The following is an 18,276-nucleotide window of genomic DNA, read 5'->3' on the forward strand; positions in this document are numbered from 1 at the left end:
GCTAGTTTGGATCTTATTTAAAAGCGTGACCCGGCTTTAAACCGACGGCTTTGAGGATCTTTGCCAACGGACAAAATCCGGTAAAAGCGGCTTGAAACATGTTCAAACCGACGAACGCAGTCAACAGCAACCAGTATGGGCTGACCGTCCATGCAAGTAGCGCAGACAGGAGGACCACAAAACCGGCAAAAGCGAACACAAAGCGATCAATGTTCATGAGTATAGACTCCTCAATAAATTAAATATTACGAATTTATGGTTTATTGTTGCTAAAAAGAGGCGCTCCAGCGCCCCTCTCAACTTCATCTGCACATCACTTGCAGTAAATTGCGTACAAGGTCTCCAACATCTGCAATGCGTTACGGTTTTCAACGCGGTACCAGACGGTGGTACCTGCTTTTCGAAACGTGACAATACCTTGCTCGCGCAATTTCGCCAGGTGTTGCGAAAGCGAAGACTGAGACAATCCCACGCGCGCTTCAAGCTCACCGACCGAAAGCTCGCCATCAACTAAGTGACAGAGAATCATCAAGCGATGGCTGTTGGCCAAGGACTTGAGGAGCGCCTCTGCGGAACTCGCATTCTTTTGCATGTCTTCGATCGATATCTGAATCATAAGGTTATTATATTAGAATAATCTAATTTATCAAGAGTTAATTTAATGTATTATAGAATAACATCCAGCAGACTACAATGAGCCGTTGTAGAACGCAATGAAAGCAAGCGATTTTTACAGTTCAGCTTTCCATCCCCATTGAGATGACGAACGGATCATGTGCTTGTCTTTCAATAAAGTCTGCCTTCGAGCGTATCCCCTGCCAGCCAATTTGTATCAGCGCTTGGGCGACCGCTCCCCCCATGGTATTCCCTGGGCCGGTCAATACAATCTGATCCGGTGCGAATTCTTTGACTGCCGTAATGACCGCACGCGTGAAGTCATAGGTTTCACACACTTGATGCACCAAGGTGTAATCTCGCAACCTCCCGACGTCCGTTCCGAGAGGTTGCCAAACCTTTCCTCGGCCATCAATGAGTGGAATCGCGGGTGTCGTAAAGAACGCCGGACTAAAACGCTGAAGTGCGCGTTCACTAGCAGGCTGCATCAAGGACGTGTGAAATGCACTGTGACCGGGCAAAACAAAGGGGTAACGTTCATCTGCCGGAGGAAGTGACTGTATCCCATGTTGAATGGCTGTATCTGGGCCCGCAAGCACCTGATAACCACCAAAGCAAATCGAACGCTGCAGCCGAAGCTTTGGATCAGGATGGGTAAGCAACGCTTGAATATGTGACTGCCGCGTCGAGTCTTGACGCCAGTTTACGTCCACTTCGGGATAAATCAGTTGCCCACCAAGCTTCGCTCCACTCGTGAGCGCGGCCATTTCACTGACTAACGTGAATCCTCGTTCAGCATCCAATGCACCTGCGCAGGCAAGCGCAATATACCAGCCCATGGAATTGCCCGACACGGCGACAATATCCATCTCATCGGTGTCCAGTGAAAGGAAGTCCGCATAGGCGCACGCATAGATTAGTGGCGCTGCATTGGTTGCCGCAAGATGTACTTTACTCTGAAATGCTTGCATCTGATCGAGCTGTGAAATGCTTGGCTGATCGGCGGCTCGCAATGTGTCAAAGCGAGAAATTAATGGTTGTTGGTTCGGATGTCTGCGCTGTAAATAACCTAACTCGGGGCGATTATAGGTCCCCCGTCCCGGGTTAAAGACAACCACTCGTTTACGCGTTGCAGTATCCATTATCCGATCGCTCCCTTAACCATCGCTCGAGCGGCAGAAACAATAGCTTCTTTGGCGGGTAAAACGTGATAAGCGGCCTTCGCAAGTGGAATAAACGAGTCGTCCGCACACAAACGACCAAGCTTCCCAGCAAAATCCTGCTCTTGCAGTCGGGTCCATAACTCTTCGGACACGGAACCCGTTTCACGACATTCATCCACGATGAGCACCCGACGCGAGTCACCAATGCTTGTGATTAATGCATCCATTGGTAATGGATGCAGCCAGTGCAAATCCACGACCTTGACATGAATTCCATCGCCACGCAGGACCTCTTCGGCTTGGCGACTTAAATAGTAGCCATTACCGTAGGTGACGATCGTGATATCTGCAATGCGCGCTTCATCCATCGTGAAGGAAGACACTTCACCAAACGCAATGCGCTCTTCAGGCGCAGGGTAAGCAAAACTCCACTTCCCGTCTCCGGGTTCGCACAGGTCCTTTTGATTGTACAAAGCGATGGGTTCCAAAAAAATGACCACGCGCTTTTGCTCATCTGCAAGTCGCACTGCCTCCCGAAGCAATTTCGCGGCACTTTCACCATTGGAGGGACAAACTAAAATAACGCCTGGCAAGTCACGAAATACTGCAAAGCTGTTGTCGTTATGGAAGTGACCGCCAAAGCCCCGCTGATAGGCTAAGCCCGCAATACGAATGACCATGGGGTTGGTAAACTGACCACTACTAAAAAACGATAGGGTTGCGGCCTCGCCACGAATTTGGTCTTCCGCATTATGCACATAAGCCAAAAACTGAATCTCAGGAATAGGCAGTAAACCATTATGCGCACAGCCGATCGCCATCCCCAAAATGCTCTGTTCATCCAATAATGTATTGATCACTCGATTCGGCCCAAACTGCTGAATCAGTCGACTTGTGACGCCATAGACACCACCCTTTTTGCCAATATCCTCTCCCATCATGACTGTGTTCGGATATTGAGCCATCAGGTCGAGCAACGCCCAATTCAATAGCTTGTTCAGCGTTTGCGGCTTCCCGAGGTTGTGCTTCTCATGGGAAAATAAGGCAGCACGTTGTGCTGGATTCAAGCTCGGCGGCAAGGGCTTTGCAGGCCGCTCAGGCGTGATAGAGGCCATGACCGCTGCCGCGTCAGCAAGTTTAGGCCGCTTAATCGCCTCACGACCCACGGCTCGGACTCGGGCAAATAACGCGTCTAAATAACCTCGCATGGTCTCGCGATCAGCAATTTCATATGCCTCAAGCAACGCCAGACTCGTTCGGAGTGGATCATGCAGTTCATTGTGCGCGATTTGTTCTTTACTCAGATAGGTCATTTCCGCATCGGACCCTGCGTGCCCGTACAGACGCACGCATTTCATGTGCAAAAACACAGGCTGCCGGCGTTTCCTTGCAATGCGTTCTGCCTCTTGAGCAGCACGATAGATATCAAGAACATTGCGTCCGTCACAGGCGATATAATGCAAGCCTGGACGTTGCCGAAAACCCGCCTCAATCCAGCCGTGTGGTGTCTTGGTGCTGATGCCAATCCCATTGTCCTCACAGACAAAAATAATCGGCATGGGGACATTCTGATAGGCCGCCCAACAGGTTGCGTTAATCGCTCCCTGCGCCGTGCTGTGATTCGCAGACGCATCACCCAAACTGCAAACGACCACGCTGTCGGAAGGGACTTCACCCGTCACCGATAATCGTTTGGTCAGTCCAATACTGTGGGCCATTCCCGCTGCCTTTGGCAAATGCGATGCAATGGTGCTAGTTTGCGGCGGCACAAACAGGTTTTTCGAACCGAGGACTTTATGCCGGCCATGACTGATTGGGTCATCAGCGCTCGCAGCAAAGCTTAACAGCATGTCATAGATAGGCGTGCTGCCAGGCAGCTGTTTTTGTCGTTGAATGAAAAATGCACCCGAACGATAATGAAGGAAGGCCATGTCGGTCGGTTTTAGCGCAGCGGCGATCGCCGCATTCCCCTCATGACCTGCAGAACCAATGGTGTAGAAACTCTCCCCCATTGCTTGCAGCTCACGACTATGCACATCGAGCACACGGCTCGTGAGCTGTGTATCGATCCAGTCAAACAAATCAGCAGCCGAAAGCCCTAAGCCATGGAGATCGGGCACGCTCTCGAGCGGAGGAAGCGGCGCATCAAACAGCGCTGCCATGAGGCGCTCTTGGAGCGCAGAAGTCGCAGCAGCCATAATCCGTTAGGCGCCGAATGCAGCCAGACCGGTTTGCGCGCGACCTAAAATCAAGGCGTGGACGTCATGGGTGCCCTCGTAGGTATTCACCGCTTCAAGATTCATCACATGACGAATGACGTGATATTCGTCTGCAATGCCGTTTCCACCATGCATATCACGCGCAACGCGCGCAATATCGAGGGCTTTGCCGCAGCTATTTCGTTTGATCAGGCTAATCGTCTCAGGCGCGAGCAGCCCCTCATCCGCAAGACGTCCTGCTTGAAGCGCACCAAGCAAACCAAGACTGATATCGGTTTGCATATCGGCAAGCTTCTTTTGTACTAGCTGTGTGGCCGCCAGTGGTCGACCAAACTGAATTCGATCCAGAGTATATTGGCGCGCGGCATACCAACAAAATTCAGCGGCACCCAGCGTTCCCCAAGCGATGCCATAACGTGCTTTGTTCAAACAACTGAATGGACCTTTCAGACCTTTTACCTCAGGAAATATATTTTCTTCAGGTACGAACACTTGATCCATCACAATCTCACCGGTAATGGACGCACGTAAACTAAATTTTCCGTCTATTTTCGGCGCACTGAGGCCTTGCATCCCTTTCTCAAGGACAAAGCCACGGATCTCACCATCAAGCTTTGCCCAGACCACAAAAACATCGGCAATAGGACTATTGGTAATCCACATTTTAGAGCCGGTCAGCTGATACCCCCCATCCACTCGTACCGCTCGCGACTTCATGCTCGCTGGATCAGAACCCGCATCCGGTTCGGTTAAACCAAAACAGCCGACCCATTCGCCGGTGGCTAACTTCGGCAGGTATTTCTGACGCTGCGCTTCAGTTCCAAAGGTATAAATAGGATACATGACGAGGGAACTCTGGACACTCATGGCACTTCGATAACCCGAGTCGACCCGCTCCACTTCTCGTGCAATCAGCCCATAACAGACATGATTGACCCCTGCACCCCCGTAGTTTTCCGGAATGGTTGCACCAAGCAGACCCATCTCACCCATTTCACTCATAATTGCGCGATCGAAATGCTCTTCGCGATTCGCCATCAGCACACGAGGCATCAGTTTCTCCTGACAGTACGCATGAGCACTGTCACGAATCATTCGCTCTTCGTCCGTTAACATACCATCCATCAAAAAGGGGTCTTGCCAATCAAATGCGGCACGGCTACTCATGGGTCTCTCCGAAGCGAAAATGCAGTTTTGTTTTTGCTAAGTTGTGTAGTCAACGTACTATATGCACCGGCCAAAAAAAATACCCCGGAGGTGAAATCCGGGGTATTTATGACTGATAAGACCAATATAAAAACGTTAGGGGCGCTGCAGAGAACGATCAACGAATATTTGGAAATCATCTTCCTCAGCGCGCTCCAGAATCATGGTCGAGGTTAGGTCTTGCAGACCCTCTACATTGCGCAATTCTGTTGTGAATAAGCGCGCATCAAAGGGCCGTTGGTCGAGCGATGTGACGCGCAGTCGACACATATATGTACGACACTCAATTTCCTCAACCTGATAATGCCGCAAACCTTCCACATTGACGAACATATCACGCAATTGTTGTTCCGCAGGGAATGCCCACTCGGGATCGACCGGTTCATTCTCTAAACGCAGTTCAAAATCGTCTAAGTTCAGCATACGGGCTTGGGCATTTTCCAGCGCCTCCCGCACCTGCGGATCATTCAGGTTGCTTACGGGACCACGATCAGCCGCTGCGTCGTCCTCCGGCAAAGACTCCCAATCTTCCTCTTCCGCATAGAACTCGGCTTCCTCAAGCGCATCTTCCAGCGCATCAGCTTCCCGTTGCGTCAAGATGCGTGTCAAAGCACGGTTCTCCGCTTGTAACTCATTCACGAGTGCTTCGAGATTGAGCACACGCCGTTGATCGAAATCCAACGGTTCAGGTTCTGGTATCGCGCGCAGCGCTGTGATTTCTTGCTCTGCCGCCTGCAAATTTGTTTCAACGTCAGCGATGTGCGAGCGTGCCTGCCACAAAATAATCGCCAAAATACAGATGATTGCAATGTACATCCAATGCAAAAATTTGGACACACCGTCCTCCTGAAAACCAAAGTTTATTGACTATGGTAGTATATGCCATCGAATACACTTCGCGACATATTTACTGCAATCACCCATGGTAAAGACCTATATTTGAATAGATTAGGAGGCCTTGAATGCCCCATGACACGCAAGCCATCAATAAAAACCGTCAAAATCTTGAAGGATTGGAGAGCGTTTGGGTTTTTGGGTATGGCTCGCTAATATTTAAGGCAGATTTCCCATACATCGAGCGGCGAGCGGCACGTATTGATAACTGGCAACGGCGGTTCTGGCAGGGCTCCCATGATCATCGCGGTACACCGGAAGCGCCCGGCCGGGTGCTCACACTGGTTGAAGTGCCGGGAACCACGTGCCGAGGGATGGCATATAAAGTTACGCCCGATGTTTTCGCCCATCTCGATCATCGAGAGAAAAATGGCTACCTCCGATTCGAGACGGCATTTCATTTTGATGACGGGACAGAAGCACAGGGGCTTGTGTATATCGCAACGGAAGAGAACGAGGCGTGGCTTGGTCCAGCGTCAGAGCATGACATCGCAGCTCATATTGCGAAGAGTGAAGGACCTAGTGGACCGAATGATGAGTATGTCTTGCGGCTTGCAGAAGCCTTACGCGCGATGGATGAAGACGACCCGCATGTATTTATGATTGCTGATTACCTCAGTCAACCGTGAGATGAACCGCAGGCATGACGTCTTCATGACGTGCCCAAGGCATACCACAGAAATACGAGTGCGAAGCCGAATAAATACAACAAACCAATCCATGCCCACCCATGTAGCAGCCGTCGACGGCGCGTCTGTGTGCCGGATTGTCGCACCAAGCTGAAGTTTAACCACGCGAAAATCGGTGTTGTCAGGAAGGCGGCTGTCATCGCAAAGGTCAGCATCGGGCTTAAGGCACCTCGGAAAAATAGAATCACCCCCATTCCAAGTCCCGCCTGCAACAACAAGAGGATACGATATCCACCCTTATCGACGTTGGTGTGGGGCGCGTCGACCGCAAGCCGTCCCGTTAATAAAAGCCCGGTAATGTGCAAGCCCCGCGCGTATCCATCCAATACCGTGAGCGTGGTTCCGAACATACAGAAAAAAGCCACCGTGGCCACAAGCCATCGAGTCCACTCCCCAAGGCTGTCCGCATACATGTTCACGAGCTGTTGCGCGAATGCCGCACCCGCCATTGCAATTGTTTGCTCACTTCCATGTTGGACCAAGGCTCCGAGCGCAAGGAAACAAAGCGCAAGGCCAGCCGTGACCCAGTAACCTAAGTTAAAATCAAACAACCCGCCCTTCCGCGAAACAGGAAGAATACGTCGCTTTTCTTGGACCCAAATCGAATTGATGACGGATATTTCAATCGGGGGCGGCAGGAAAAATGAAGTAGAGCAAGCTGGCTGTCAACAATAAAACCCCCGCCGTATTCACAATCGCCGCGAGGATATTGAGGATTAAAAACCCCCACAAATAAATCCGGCCTTTTCGAAAGTAGCCATGAAGCAAGCTTTCATTGTGCGTTAGCGTGTAATCAACACCGAACCGGAAAAATGGATATTTAAGTACATTGATGAGCAGAATGAGGCCCGCCAACTGCCAACCAAACAAAGCCCCCGCTTGAGTGGACGCAACGAGGTGTGAACCTCCAATGGCGGCGGTGGCCATCAGAATCCCGGGGCCGATGGCACTCCAAATAGACGTTGTTTCGCGTGCTGACATAATTATTATTCTTGTGTGGTCATAAAAAAGGCGCTCCGAAGAGCGCCTTTCAATCTATCACAGCTTACATGGCTTCACGCAAGCAATGTTTCGTGCGAATTAACGCGTTTGCGGTACACGAATCTCGACTGTTAAGCGAGCTTCAGTCCGACGGTTACGTGCGTTCGCTGGCAAGCTGATTTCGTTCACAACAGGCTGTGACATACCGTGACCTACGGTACGGATACGGCTACGGTCGATGCCGTGCTCGTTCACGAGGATGTCAGCGACTGCGCGTGCACGACGCTCAGAAAGACCTTGGTTGTACTCACGGGTACCGATCAAGTCAGTGTGGCCGTGCAGTGTCACTTGGGTATCTGAGTGCTCACGCATGAAGTCTGCCAAACGGCGAATATCACCACGATAGTCACTGGTTACACGTGCTGAATCGAATGCGAAGCCAACACGCAGGTCTTGTGAAACTTGCTCTGTGGTGTATACGGTACAGCCGCGCTCATCAACAACGTGGCCACGTGGCGTATTTGGACACTCATCACGGTAATCTGGTACACCATCACCATCTGAATCGGTGGTGCGGTCGATTGGATCATCTTCCACTACAGGTGCAACATCACGTGAACGCCAATTCGTCAGTAATGGACCACCACTCCCAATCCGATAGTTTACTGAACCGATGAACTGCTGATCATCGAAATCAGAAGACGTTTGCAGCGCATACTCTGCACGCCAGAACCAACGGTCGTTAATGTCACGCGCGTAACCAACGGTACCGCGGTACATGCGATCACGGTGGAACTGAACTTTCGTCTGGTTCACACCCAAGCCAAGGAAAAAGTTCCGGTTCAGGTGGAACAATACGTCTGTACCGAATAAACGGCCATACGACGTGCTATCAACCCCATCGACGCTCGCTTCAACGTAGTCGATGTACGAACGAATGCTGAAACGGTCAGTCAACGGTACAGAAAACTCAAGACCCGGCTGAGGGGTATTGAAGCTGCTGTCTAGGTTGAATGGTGCTCCGTTATTGACGTGGAGGCGATCCGAGTCAAACTTAATTGTGCTGACACGAACACCCACAGCGATATCGTGTGTGCCTGAGTAATTCTCTGCTGCCGCCTGCGGTGCGACTAACAGAAGACCTGCTAATGCAGGGATGGTGATTCCAACTAATTTTTTCATAAGGGGGTCCCTTCTCTACCTTTTTGTTACTCCACAACGTTTCGATGGTTTGGGGGTGAACCGGACGAAACCTCGGCAACATACATGCATGCGTTTACTTGCAGTCTATTGACCAGATCGAATGACGCAGTTTCGAGTATAACATTTAACCTAAGAAGGTCAAAGATATCCGGTACTAACAGGGGTTTTTTCGCAAGAAAATAAACGCCCTCACCGATCGATGACCTTTCTTCAGTTCTTAAGTCTACGTAGCGACACCTTTTTTCGCGAGTCTACCTGCGTAAAATTTGTGCTAAGAGCTTTTCAACAAGACGCCACAACTTATTAACAGTTATCGGTTATGTCGCAAGGTCAACTCACCTTACTTTGTGTGTTGCGGAGCCCGTAACTCATACAGTGCGTAGCCCTGTTCATCCAATCCAATGGTCGTAAGCCCATCGGTATTTTGCACGATTTGTTGCGCGGCCGTGCTTGGACTCCCTCTGAAACGAAGGGAAACCTCGCTTGGGATCATCAATTCCCAATTCTTTACAGTCACGACACGCAATCGACCGTCAGCTTCACTTGTTTGTGTCCGCGCATAATCGGCAATGACCCGTCGCACTTCTGCGTCGCTCGCATACACAAGTGTCGAGCCATCAAGTCCGGGGAAGTTGCCGCCACCACCCGCCCGATAGTTGTTGGTTGCGATCAGAAATTGCTGATCCGGGCGAATCGCTTCGCCTTGCCATTTTAAATCAACGACTCGGTGGCTCTCTGGGTTAATAAGTTCACCGCCATTGGTGTACCGGCGCGGTTGCGTTGGATCGATTCGATAGGTAATGCCGCTAATGACATCAAAATTGAAACTCGGGAACCGTGCAAGAAGTTCTTGTGGTTCGCTGCGCTCTGGGTCGATCTGTGTGAAGGCATTCGCCGACATCTCGAGCCATTCCCGCACTTGAGCTCCACTCATAGAAACGACTTGCAAAGTATTCGGGTACACGTACAAATCGACCAAGTTACCGAGCGTAAACTCCCCCGCCTCGATCAGCGTGTAATCATGAGGCCCTTGACTACCATTTCGAAAGGGTGCTGCAGCTGAAAGGACTGGTAGGTCTGCAGGGATCGAACCTTCCGCTTGAAGTTGCTTCACGTACCAGGTCTGAGCATCGTTAATCAGTTGCAACGCAGACTCCGGCATGACACGACCAAACAGTGAGGACACCCGGTGTTCAAGTTGCCCTAACGGTTCGTTCAACATGGTGAGGGTGGCCTCCTGCTCGCTTTGCAGCAACCGTTCAAGATGCGGATCTTTACGGTGATCAATGGCCCGCACAAGTACCTGCGAATCAATAATCTGCCAACCGTCATCGGTTTGCTCTAATCGCAAATCGATGATTCCTAGGTGATCTCCCCAATATCCCGGAGATACCGCAGGAACTCCGCGCACGAAACCACGCTCATTGTCCACATCGGGTAAATTATCGTATGACGGTGAACCCGGGAACAACTGATGTTGATGGCCAAACAGAATTGCATCGATCCCTTCAACGCCCGCGAGTTGATACGACGCTTGTTCCGCAAACTTTGGATATTCTGGGTAGGTTCGCAAGCCCGAATGAGGCACCGCGATGACAATATCGGCACCTTCAGCACGCATCTGTGGAATGAAGTGTTCAGCTGCCGAAACCATGTCCCGCACGCGAACTTTGCCGGTGAGATGCTGCGCATCCCAACGCATGATCTGGGGTGGTACGAACCCAATCACCCCCACGTGAATTCGGTGTTGCGCTCCGTATTGGTCAACAAAATCACGTTCTAAAATCACGTAAGGCGGCACTAACGGCTCGCCCCAAGCTCCCGCATATTTACCTGCGGTTTCCTCCGATTCTGCATAAAAGACGTTCGCGCTCACATAGGGAAACTCTGCTCCCGCGAGCGTGGCAAACATAAAATCAAGACCGTAATTGAATTCATGGTTACCTAAATTTGCGGCATCAAACTGCAGATAATTTAATGCTTTCATGATCGGATGCACGGCATTTTCAAGGTATGCCACGCCTTGCTCTGCGGCCCAATCGCCCATGGCACTGCCTTGGATCAAATCGCCATTATCAATCAAGATATTATTTGGATTTTGGGCACGTGCTTCGTGAATTAACGCCGCAGTGTGTGCAAGGCCATACTGGGTCGTGGGGGTTTGACGAAAATAATCAAACCCAAGCATATAGGCATGCAAATCTGTCGTTTCCATAATGCGCACATCGATGTGCGGAGCCGCTTGATGTTCCGGAACCTGAACTGTACTCGGATTGCAAGCGCTTAGGGCAAACGCCCCCACCAACGCAAGCGTCACTCCGTAGGAACGATAAAGCATCATAAACCTCTTTCTTCTCGGTTAATCTTCGAACGCTGTGGCGTGTTTTCAGAGCAACAAACCACCGCGCTAAGTATCTGAAACAAGCCAATCCACATGGTGCAATGCATTTTGCGGCGCTTTGCCGTCAGCCAAGGAATACAGGTCTTGAACCGGTAAAAAAGCCTGTCTGAGTTGGCTATCGAGCTGCCATGGAGGATTAAAAATCAACATCCCTGAACCATACATACCGCGTACCGCTCCCTCTGGCTTATAGACGAACTCACTGCGCAAGCAGGGAATGGAGCCTTGCTGCATATCGGCCAGCATTGCTTCATGGCGTCGCGCAGGGAGGAGAGGGTACCAAACTAAAATGACCGCATGACGACAGCGTTTCAACGCTTTCGCGACCGTCTCCGCGACTGCGCCATACTCCTCTTTATTTTCGTATGCTGGGTCGATCAAGATCACGAGCCGAGGCGTTTGTGGGGGGAGTTGCTGCACAACGCCCTTGAGTCCATCGCCATAAATCACGCGTCCCGTGCGGGTTTCCCCCACCGCATTTAGTTCACTGAGCTCAGTTGGATGGAGCTCGAACACCGTATGCCGGTCTTGCTCACGACGTAATGCGCTGACCCATGCAGGAGAACCGGGATAAAACTGCAGTGTCTCGGCTGCGACGGGATGTCCATGGGCAGCATCAAGCACACCAAAAAAAGACTGCCAGAGCTCGGCTATCGGACTGTGCTCAAGAGCGTCTCGGTGACTAAGAAGGCGCTCAACCCCTTCGCGGAACTCACCATTCTTTTGGGCTTGTGGGCCATGGAGATCGTACCATCCTCGCCCAGCGTGGGTATCGAAAAAATGAATGGCCGCCGGCTTTTGTTGCAGCCGTCGGGTCACAGCCCAAAGGGTAAAATGTTTGTGGATATCCGCCGGATTTCCGGCATGATAACCGTGCTGGTAACTCAGCATAGGCGTCTCGCTTCACGACTACTTTAGAGGGTATAGCGTATCGCGAATTGGCTTTATTGTCGCCTTGCTGTGCGCTATAACTTCAAGATAACTCTTACGATTAGGTGTCGGTATGGCGTTTATGGAAAAAGCCGTGGTGGTCTATCCCCCGGACCAATTCCCGTTATTGGAAAAAATTCACAGTTTTGCGCTGACCCATCATATAAAACTCATTGATGTTACCGAAGCGGAGTTCCTCGAACGACCCGGACAATTTACCGACCAAGCCGATCACGTGGTCACTTTGGTCACCGACCAAACCGCACACCAATTTATCGACATCGCAAAAACACTTAATTTTTCACTTGGATTTGTACCGATCATCGAAGGTGGTCCGTTAGCCACATGGTTCAACTTGCCACAAGATCGCGATCAAGCCATTCGGCTTGCATTTGAGGATGATCCGGAAGCCATTGATATTTTGCGCTGTAACAACGAGGTGGTGCTTGGATCGGTTACGCTCGGTGAAACACCTTTTATCAGTCAACGCAGCACCACGTGGTTGCAACGGGAAGAGAACCCATGGCGGTTTGCGATGTATTGGCTTGCGCTGCTCTGGCGCAGTTTTCGCAACTTGTTCTCCATCGAGGTTATCCCAGCGACACTCACCACCGAGAAGAAAGAAATCAAAACCGCCATTACGGGGATTGTTGCCATCGAAAATGAGGTGAACTCCGCCGCCGCTCGAATCCTTGATACCACCATCTCAGTTCAAGATAACCGAGTTTCAGTGGTCGCCATCGCACCAAAATCCGTCACTGAGTACTTGTCGTTCCTTTTGCAGTCGCTTATCCGTCGTGATTCGCAGCGTAAGTTACCGGGCTGTATCAGTTACATCAAGACGCGCCGGATGACCATCAAAACGCAAAAACCAATCCGTGTTGCACTGGACGGGCGTGCCAATAAAACCGACCATGTGGAACTTGAAATGTACCCGCGTGCAGTGCGCATTAACATGAGCGATGCGTACCACGACTTTCACGCACCGATTGATGACAATAAAGACACCATGCGGATTGATAATCTGCCACAAAATGAGGATCGGATTGCGCTCATCTCCCGTCATTTGCCCTTGTTTACCCACGCCCTCGAAGACGATTTCCGGGAGTTATTTATTCAAATCCGAGATAGTGCGCAGGCACACCCGCATTATTTGGCCCTCATGGTACTAAGCTCCGTTGTTGCAACACTTGGCCTCTTCTTGAGTAGCACGGCGATTATTATCGGGGCCATGGTATTAGCGCCACTCATGGCACCGATTGTCGCGATTGCAATGGGGCTACTTCGTAGTGAGCGCACACTTACCCAGACAAGCCTGCGAACGATTGGCATTGGCGTCGTGCTCGGTTTAGCAACTTCAGCATTTCTTGCGTTACTCGTGCCCGTGCGAGAAATCACCCCGGAAATCGCAGCTCGACTCCAACCCACCTTGCTTGACCTTGGCGTTGCAATTGCGTGTGGTATCGCCGGAGCATATGCCTATGCCCGTGCCGCGGTGATGCGCAGTCTGCCGGGGGTCGCGATCGCCGTTGCACTGGTTCCACCCTTGTGTGTCGCTGGCATAGGCTTGGGTTGGGCAAATCTACAAATGATGTATGGCGCAGGACTGCTACTACTCACCAACTTAGTCGGCATTGCAGGGGCAGCAGCGTTAACCTTTTTGGTCCTCGGCTATGCGCCGGTGAAACGGGCACGCAAGGGATTAACCTTGACCTTTGCCTCGGTCGGCATCATTGCCATTCCACTAGCATTTGCGTTTGCCTCCATCTACCAAACCTATCAAATTGAGCGAGACCTAAGTCAGCGCCATTTTTTTATTGCCGAACAAACCATTGAATTAACCAACGTAGAAGTTACTTTACGCCGTAACCGTATCGCAATCTCTGCGGATACCGTTGGCACACAACCCCTTGATTTAGCCACCATGCAGGCACTGAGAGATGAGTTAGAAACTCGCTGGGACCGACCTGTTGAGCTCGAACTCGGGTTCCGATATCGGTTGTGAATTTGAGTCTGGAGCCCACTCCTGCTATGTTATTGCGCGGCTTTATCCACCATGAGGAATCACCCATGCGCATGAAACTTATCGCCGCTGCAATCGGCCTTGCATTGACTGTCACCGCCTGCTCAGACGCTCCGGTTGCACCTCAATCGACACAAGATGAGCAGACAGCCATTCAACTCAGTGCAGACAATCCGTTCTATGCACCAAGCCCATTGCAATTCCAAGCACCTGATTTCACTCGTATCCGCGATGAACATTACGCGCCTGCGTTTGAGGCTGGCAAGGCACAGCAAGCCGCAGAGATGCAGGCCATTGCGAACAATCCTGAGCCACCTACCTTCGAAAACACAATCCTTGCCATGGAGACCTCGGGCGAATTGCTCACGCGGGTATCTCGCGTGTTTTTTGCGATGACTTCCTCGACCAGCAACGATGCGATTCGTGATCTACAGGCAGAGCTGGCACCGAAACTCTCGGCGCATCGCGATGATATCTATCTGAACCCAGCCTTGTTCGCTCGTGTCGATGCACTCTACGAGCAACGAGACACGCTAGGACTTGACGACGAATCTTTGCGTCTACTCGAGGTCTACCATCAACGCTTTGTACGCGCGGGTGCTAATCTGACCTCAGAACAAATGACGCAAATTCGAGCACTTAACGAAGAAGAATCCTCATTAACCACACAATTTGCACGGAATGTGTTGGAAGCAACACGCAATGCAGCAGTCATCATCGAAGATGTTGAAGAACTCGATGGTATGAGCGAAAGTGCAATTCGCGCAGCCGCCAATCGCGCAAACGAACTCGGGCACGAAGGCAAATACGCGCTCGCAATTACTAACACCACCCGTCAAGACGGACTACTGGCAAGTTTGCATAATCGCGACGTGCGCCAGCGTGTGTGGGAAGCATCCTCAAGCCGCGGGTTTGGTGTTGATGAAGCGACTGATAACCGTCCAATCGTGTCTCGTCTCGCTCAGGTTCGCGCAGAACGAGCGGCTATTTTGGGCTACAACAATTACGCAGAGTATGCGCTCGAAGAACGCATGATTGGCACACCGGAGCGAGCTTACGAAATGCTGCTCGACATGGTGCCCGCTGTTGTTGAGCAAGTTCAGCAAGAAAAAGCGCTACTCGAGGCTAAAATTGCCGAACTCGGACACGACCATGAGCTCGCCCCCTGGGATTGGGCCTATTACGCAGAAAAAGTGCGTGTCAGCGAGTACAACCTCGACGAAAGTGAAATCCGTCCTTATTTCGAGTTTAATCGCGTTCTCCATGACGGAATGTTCTATGCGATGACGCGTCTGTACGGAATCACCTTCGAGCCACGTCCTGATCTTCCGGCATATCATGACGATGTGGAAGTGTATGAGGTTTTTGATAAAGATGGTTCGAGCTTAGGTATTTTCTACGCAGATTACTTTGCGCGCGATGGCAAGCGCGGAGGCGCCTGGATGAGTTCGTTTGTTATTCAAAACCATTTGAATGATGAGCGGCCGGTGGTGTTCAACGTGATGAACATTCCAAAAGCGCCTGAGGGAGAACCCACCTTACTTTCATACGGGTTCGTAAGCACCATGTTCCATGAAGTCGGCCATGGCGTCCATGGGCTATTCTCTGATGTGACCTATCCTTCGCTAGCGGGAACTGCGGTCCCTCGGGATTTTGTTGAGTCTCCGTCAAACTTCCATGAAGACTTTGCCCATGACCCGCAAATCATCAGCAACTATGCCAAACATTATGAAACTGGCGAGCCAATCCCCGACGAGCTTCTTGAACGCATGCTCAATGCGCTGAACTTCAATCAAGGGTTTGACACGCTCGAGTACATGGCAGCAGCACTGCTTGACCTCGATTGGCATATGCTCAGTGCAGATGAGCCATTGCAAGACGTTGAGAGCTTTGAACGGGCAGCACTGGAACGTCATGGCGTGTTATTCGATGCGATCCCGCCACGTTTCCGCTCAACCTACTTCTCGCATATTTTTGCAGGCGGCTATGCGGCAGGATACTATTCATACATGTGGTCAGAAATGTTGGCGGCCGATGCGTTTGCGTATCTGATGGCCGAGGGCGGTATTGATGGGCCCGTCGCTCAGAAATATCGAGATACTATCCTCTCTCGGGGCGGCACCAAAGAAGCGCTTGAGCTCTATATGGATTTCCGTGGTCAGGAGTACGACACGCGTCATCTGTTGATTCGCCGTGGTTTACTGGATTCGGACGATTAATTCATCGTCCGCACACCCGTGATGCGCTGCATCCGGTCACAACCGAACAAGGGGCGGCCACGGTACGCCCCTTGATTTTTTGGATGCAGGGTTCTTTGTGCCCAATCTGTTAAAAAAAGAGACTATCCATGATCGATCGTGCAGCTCTATACCTCAAAGCAGCGAGCCTACTCGCGCTGCCCTTCCTCTTCACTCCTTTTGCGGCGCTTGGGCAGAGCTCAGCCGCATCGGCTCATGATGCATTATCTGGGATCGAACACGTCATAGAGGCCGGCCGTGAACAATGGGGAATTCCCGGCATGGCGGTCGGTGTGATCTATCAAGATGAATTTATCCACTTAGAAGGTTACGGCGCACTGAAGCTTGGCGAACCCCAACGCGTCGATGCAGACACCCTGTTTGGTGTTGCTTCAACATCCAAAGCCATGACGGCCGCGACACTAGCCATGCTGGTCGATGAGGGCAAGATTACCTGGGATGATCGCGTCGTCGATCATTTGCCATGGTTCGAACTTTCGGATCCTTGGGTCACACGGGAAGTTCGCATTCGCGATCTGCTGAGTCATCAAGTCGGTGTCGGGCGAATGACCGGTAACCGTTTGCAGTTTATGCCGACCGCTGACCGAGAGACTGTGATCCGACAGATGCGGTACCACACACCCGAAGCACCGTTCCGCTCACGATATGTCTACAGCAACATTATGTATTCAGTTGCGGGAGAAATTACCGCAGCTGTATCAGGAATGAGCTGGGATGATTTTATGCATCAGCGCCTTTTTGCACCGTTGAACATGACGCGATCGAACACGTCAATTACCCAGTTCGATACCGACGACTCCAACATTGCCTGGCCCCACCAAGAAATTGATGGTCAATTGGAGGTCATTCAACGTCGAAATTGGGACAATGCGGGCCCCGCCGGATCCGTGAACACGTCGATTCGCGATATGGGTCAATGGATCCGTTTGCAATTAGGCGAGCCCGGAGTCTACGAGGGAACCCGCTTATTGAGCGAAGAGGTCATGGCAGAAATGCACCGGCCACAGGTGGCGACAGGTCGAGCCGATCGCGAATCCCCGATCGAAGCCTACGGTCTTGGTTGGAGCCTCGATCATTATCGCGGACTCCAGATAAGCCAGCATGGCGGAGCCACCGATGGGTTCAACACCTCGCTCGTGCTTGTTCCTGAACTCGATCTCGGCATCGTCGTGGTTACCAATACCTTTACACCGTATCGGATTGCCGTGGTGAATGAAATTATTGATCGCATTGCCGGCTTTGAATCCCATGATTGGAACAACGAAATCTATGCGCGGTACCAAGCACAATATGCGCGTGTTCTTGAAGAGCGCGAAGCCATTCACGCCGCCCGTCAAGAAGGAACGGAGCCCAGCCTCACCGAGCAACAAATGATCGGGCGCTATTACGATCCGCAATACGGACATGTCGAAGTGTTCAAAAATGAAACGGGAACACTGTCCCTGCATTTTTGGGAGGATGGTGTCTCACTGTTAGATTTGGAGCATTGGCATCATGACACGTGGCGTGCGAGCTATCACAACCGTGCACAACGAGAAAAGTTTGTGCACTTCACGCGAAATGCCGATGGGGATGCGGCCACATTAGAAGTTCGTTTTACCCTTAGACCGGCCCTTTTGCAGGTGGGTATCTATCCGACCCCTTACTATCGTGATGTGAGCTTTCAGCGGGTGCGTGACTAATTTCACCGCGGC

Annotated in this window: 13 protein-coding genes and 1 pseudogene; 4 read left to right on the forward strand and 10 right to left on the reverse strand. The window is 51.3% G+C overall.

Going from position 1 to position 18,276, the window contains the following annotated elements:
- Nucleotides 1-13: 13 nt before the first annotated feature.
- The 6 genes from CWE11_RS03250 to CWE11_RS03275 form a co-directional block, all read right to left on the reverse strand.
- Nucleotides 14-217 carry a YgaP family membrane protein gene (locus CWE11_RS03250; protein ID WP_126776166.1) on the reverse strand — a complete coding sequence of 68 codons (204 nt, stop codon included), beginning with the start codon at nt 215-217 and terminating at the stop codon, nt 14-16.
- 96 nt (nt 218-313) lie between these two features.
- The gene (locus CWE11_RS03255) at nt 314-592 is read right to left on the reverse strand and encodes an ArsR/SmtB family transcription factor (RefSeq protein WP_241971708.1); all 279 of its coding nucleotides are present in this window, start codon (nt 590-592) and stop codon (nt 314-316) included.
- A gap of 145 nt (nt 593-737) precedes the next feature.
- Entirely contained in the window at nt 738-1,757 is a 1,020-nt protein-coding gene (locus tag CWE11_RS03260) for an ACP S-malonyltransferase (protein ID WP_126776167.1), read from the reverse strand.
- A complete protein-coding gene (locus tag CWE11_RS03265; RefSeq protein ID WP_241971709.1) occupies nt 1,757-3,976 on the reverse strand; it encodes a dehydrogenase E1 component subunit alpha/beta in 2,220 nt (739 codons plus the stop codon). Before CWE11_RS03265 ends, CWE11_RS03260 begins: the two co-directional genes overlap by 1 nt.
- Before the next feature lie 6 nt (nt 3,977-3,982).
- Nucleotides 3,983-5,164, reverse strand: coding sequence for an acyl-CoA dehydrogenase (locus CWE11_RS03270; RefSeq protein WP_126776169.1), 1,182 nt, complete (start codon nt 5,162-5,164; stop codon nt 3,983-3,985).
- Nucleotides 5,165-5,299: 135 nt separating this feature from the next.
- Nucleotides 5,300-6,040, reverse strand: a complete 741-nt coding sequence (locus CWE11_RS03275; protein WP_126776170.1) for a hypothetical protein — start codon at nt 6,038-6,040, stop codon at nt 5,300-5,302.
- A 125-nt stretch (nt 6,041-6,165) separates the two neighbouring features.
- Here CWE11_RS03275 and CWE11_RS03280 point away from each other — a divergent pair, with 125 nt between their 5' ends.
- The gene (locus CWE11_RS03280; protein ID WP_126776171.1) at nt 6,166-6,726 is read left to right on the forward strand and encodes a gamma-glutamylcyclotransferase; all 561 of its coding nucleotides are present in this window, start codon (nt 6,166-6,168) and stop codon (nt 6,724-6,726) included.
- A gap of 23 nt (nt 6,727-6,749) precedes the next feature.
- Here the strand turns inward: CWE11_RS03280 and CWE11_RS03285 are convergent.
- From CWE11_RS03285 to CWE11_RS03300, 4 genes and pseudogenes are all read right to left on the reverse strand, one after another.
- Nucleotides 6,750-7,713, reverse strand: a pseudogene (locus tag CWE11_RS03285) (divalent metal cation transporter).
- A 153-nt stretch (nt 7,714-7,866) separates the two neighbouring features.
- Nucleotides 7,867-8,949 carry an OmpA family protein gene (locus tag CWE11_RS03290; RefSeq protein ID WP_126776172.1) on the reverse strand — a complete coding sequence of 361 codons (1,083 nt, stop codon included), beginning with the start codon at nt 8,947-8,949 and terminating at the stop codon, nt 7,867-7,869.
- Between the two features lie 361 nt (nt 8,950-9,310).
- Nucleotides 9,311-11,311, reverse strand: coding sequence for a bifunctional 2',3'-cyclic-nucleotide 2'-phosphodiesterase/3'-nucleotidase (locus CWE11_RS03295; protein ID WP_126776173.1), 2,001 nt, complete (start codon nt 11,309-11,311; stop codon nt 9,311-9,313).
- Between the two features lie 66 nt (nt 11,312-11,377).
- The gene (locus CWE11_RS03300) at nt 11,378-12,262 is read right to left on the reverse strand and encodes a 23S rRNA (adenine(2030)-N(6))-methyltransferase RlmJ (RefSeq protein ID WP_126776174.1); all 885 of its coding nucleotides are present in this window, start codon (nt 12,260-12,262) and stop codon (nt 11,378-11,380) included.
- Nucleotides 12,263-12,374: 112 nt separating this feature from the next.
- Here CWE11_RS03300 and CWE11_RS03305 point away from each other — a divergent pair, with 112 nt between their 5' ends.
- From CWE11_RS03305 to CWE11_RS03315, 3 genes are all read left to right on the forward strand, one after another.
- The gene (locus CWE11_RS03305) at nt 12,375-14,306 is read left to right on the forward strand and encodes a DUF389 domain-containing protein (RefSeq protein WP_126776175.1); all 1,932 of its coding nucleotides are present in this window, start codon (nt 12,375-12,377) and stop codon (nt 14,304-14,306) included.
- A gap of 65 nt (nt 14,307-14,371) precedes the next feature.
- Entirely contained in the window at nt 14,372-16,543 is a 2,172-nt protein-coding gene (locus tag CWE11_RS03310; protein WP_126776176.1) for a M3 family metallopeptidase, read from the forward strand.
- 128 nt (nt 16,544-16,671) lie between these two features.
- Nucleotides 16,672-18,264 carry a serine hydrolase gene (locus CWE11_RS03315; RefSeq protein ID WP_126776177.1) on the forward strand — a complete coding sequence of 531 codons (1,593 nt, stop codon included), beginning with the start codon at nt 16,672-16,674 and terminating at the stop codon, nt 18,262-18,264.
- Nucleotides 18,265-18,276 lie beyond the last annotated feature (12 nt).

This window comes from Aliidiomarina sanyensis (assembly GCF_003987175.1).
GTDB classification, from domain to species: Bacteria; Pseudomonadota; Gammaproteobacteria; order Enterobacterales; family Alteromonadaceae; genus Aliidiomarina; species Aliidiomarina sanyensis.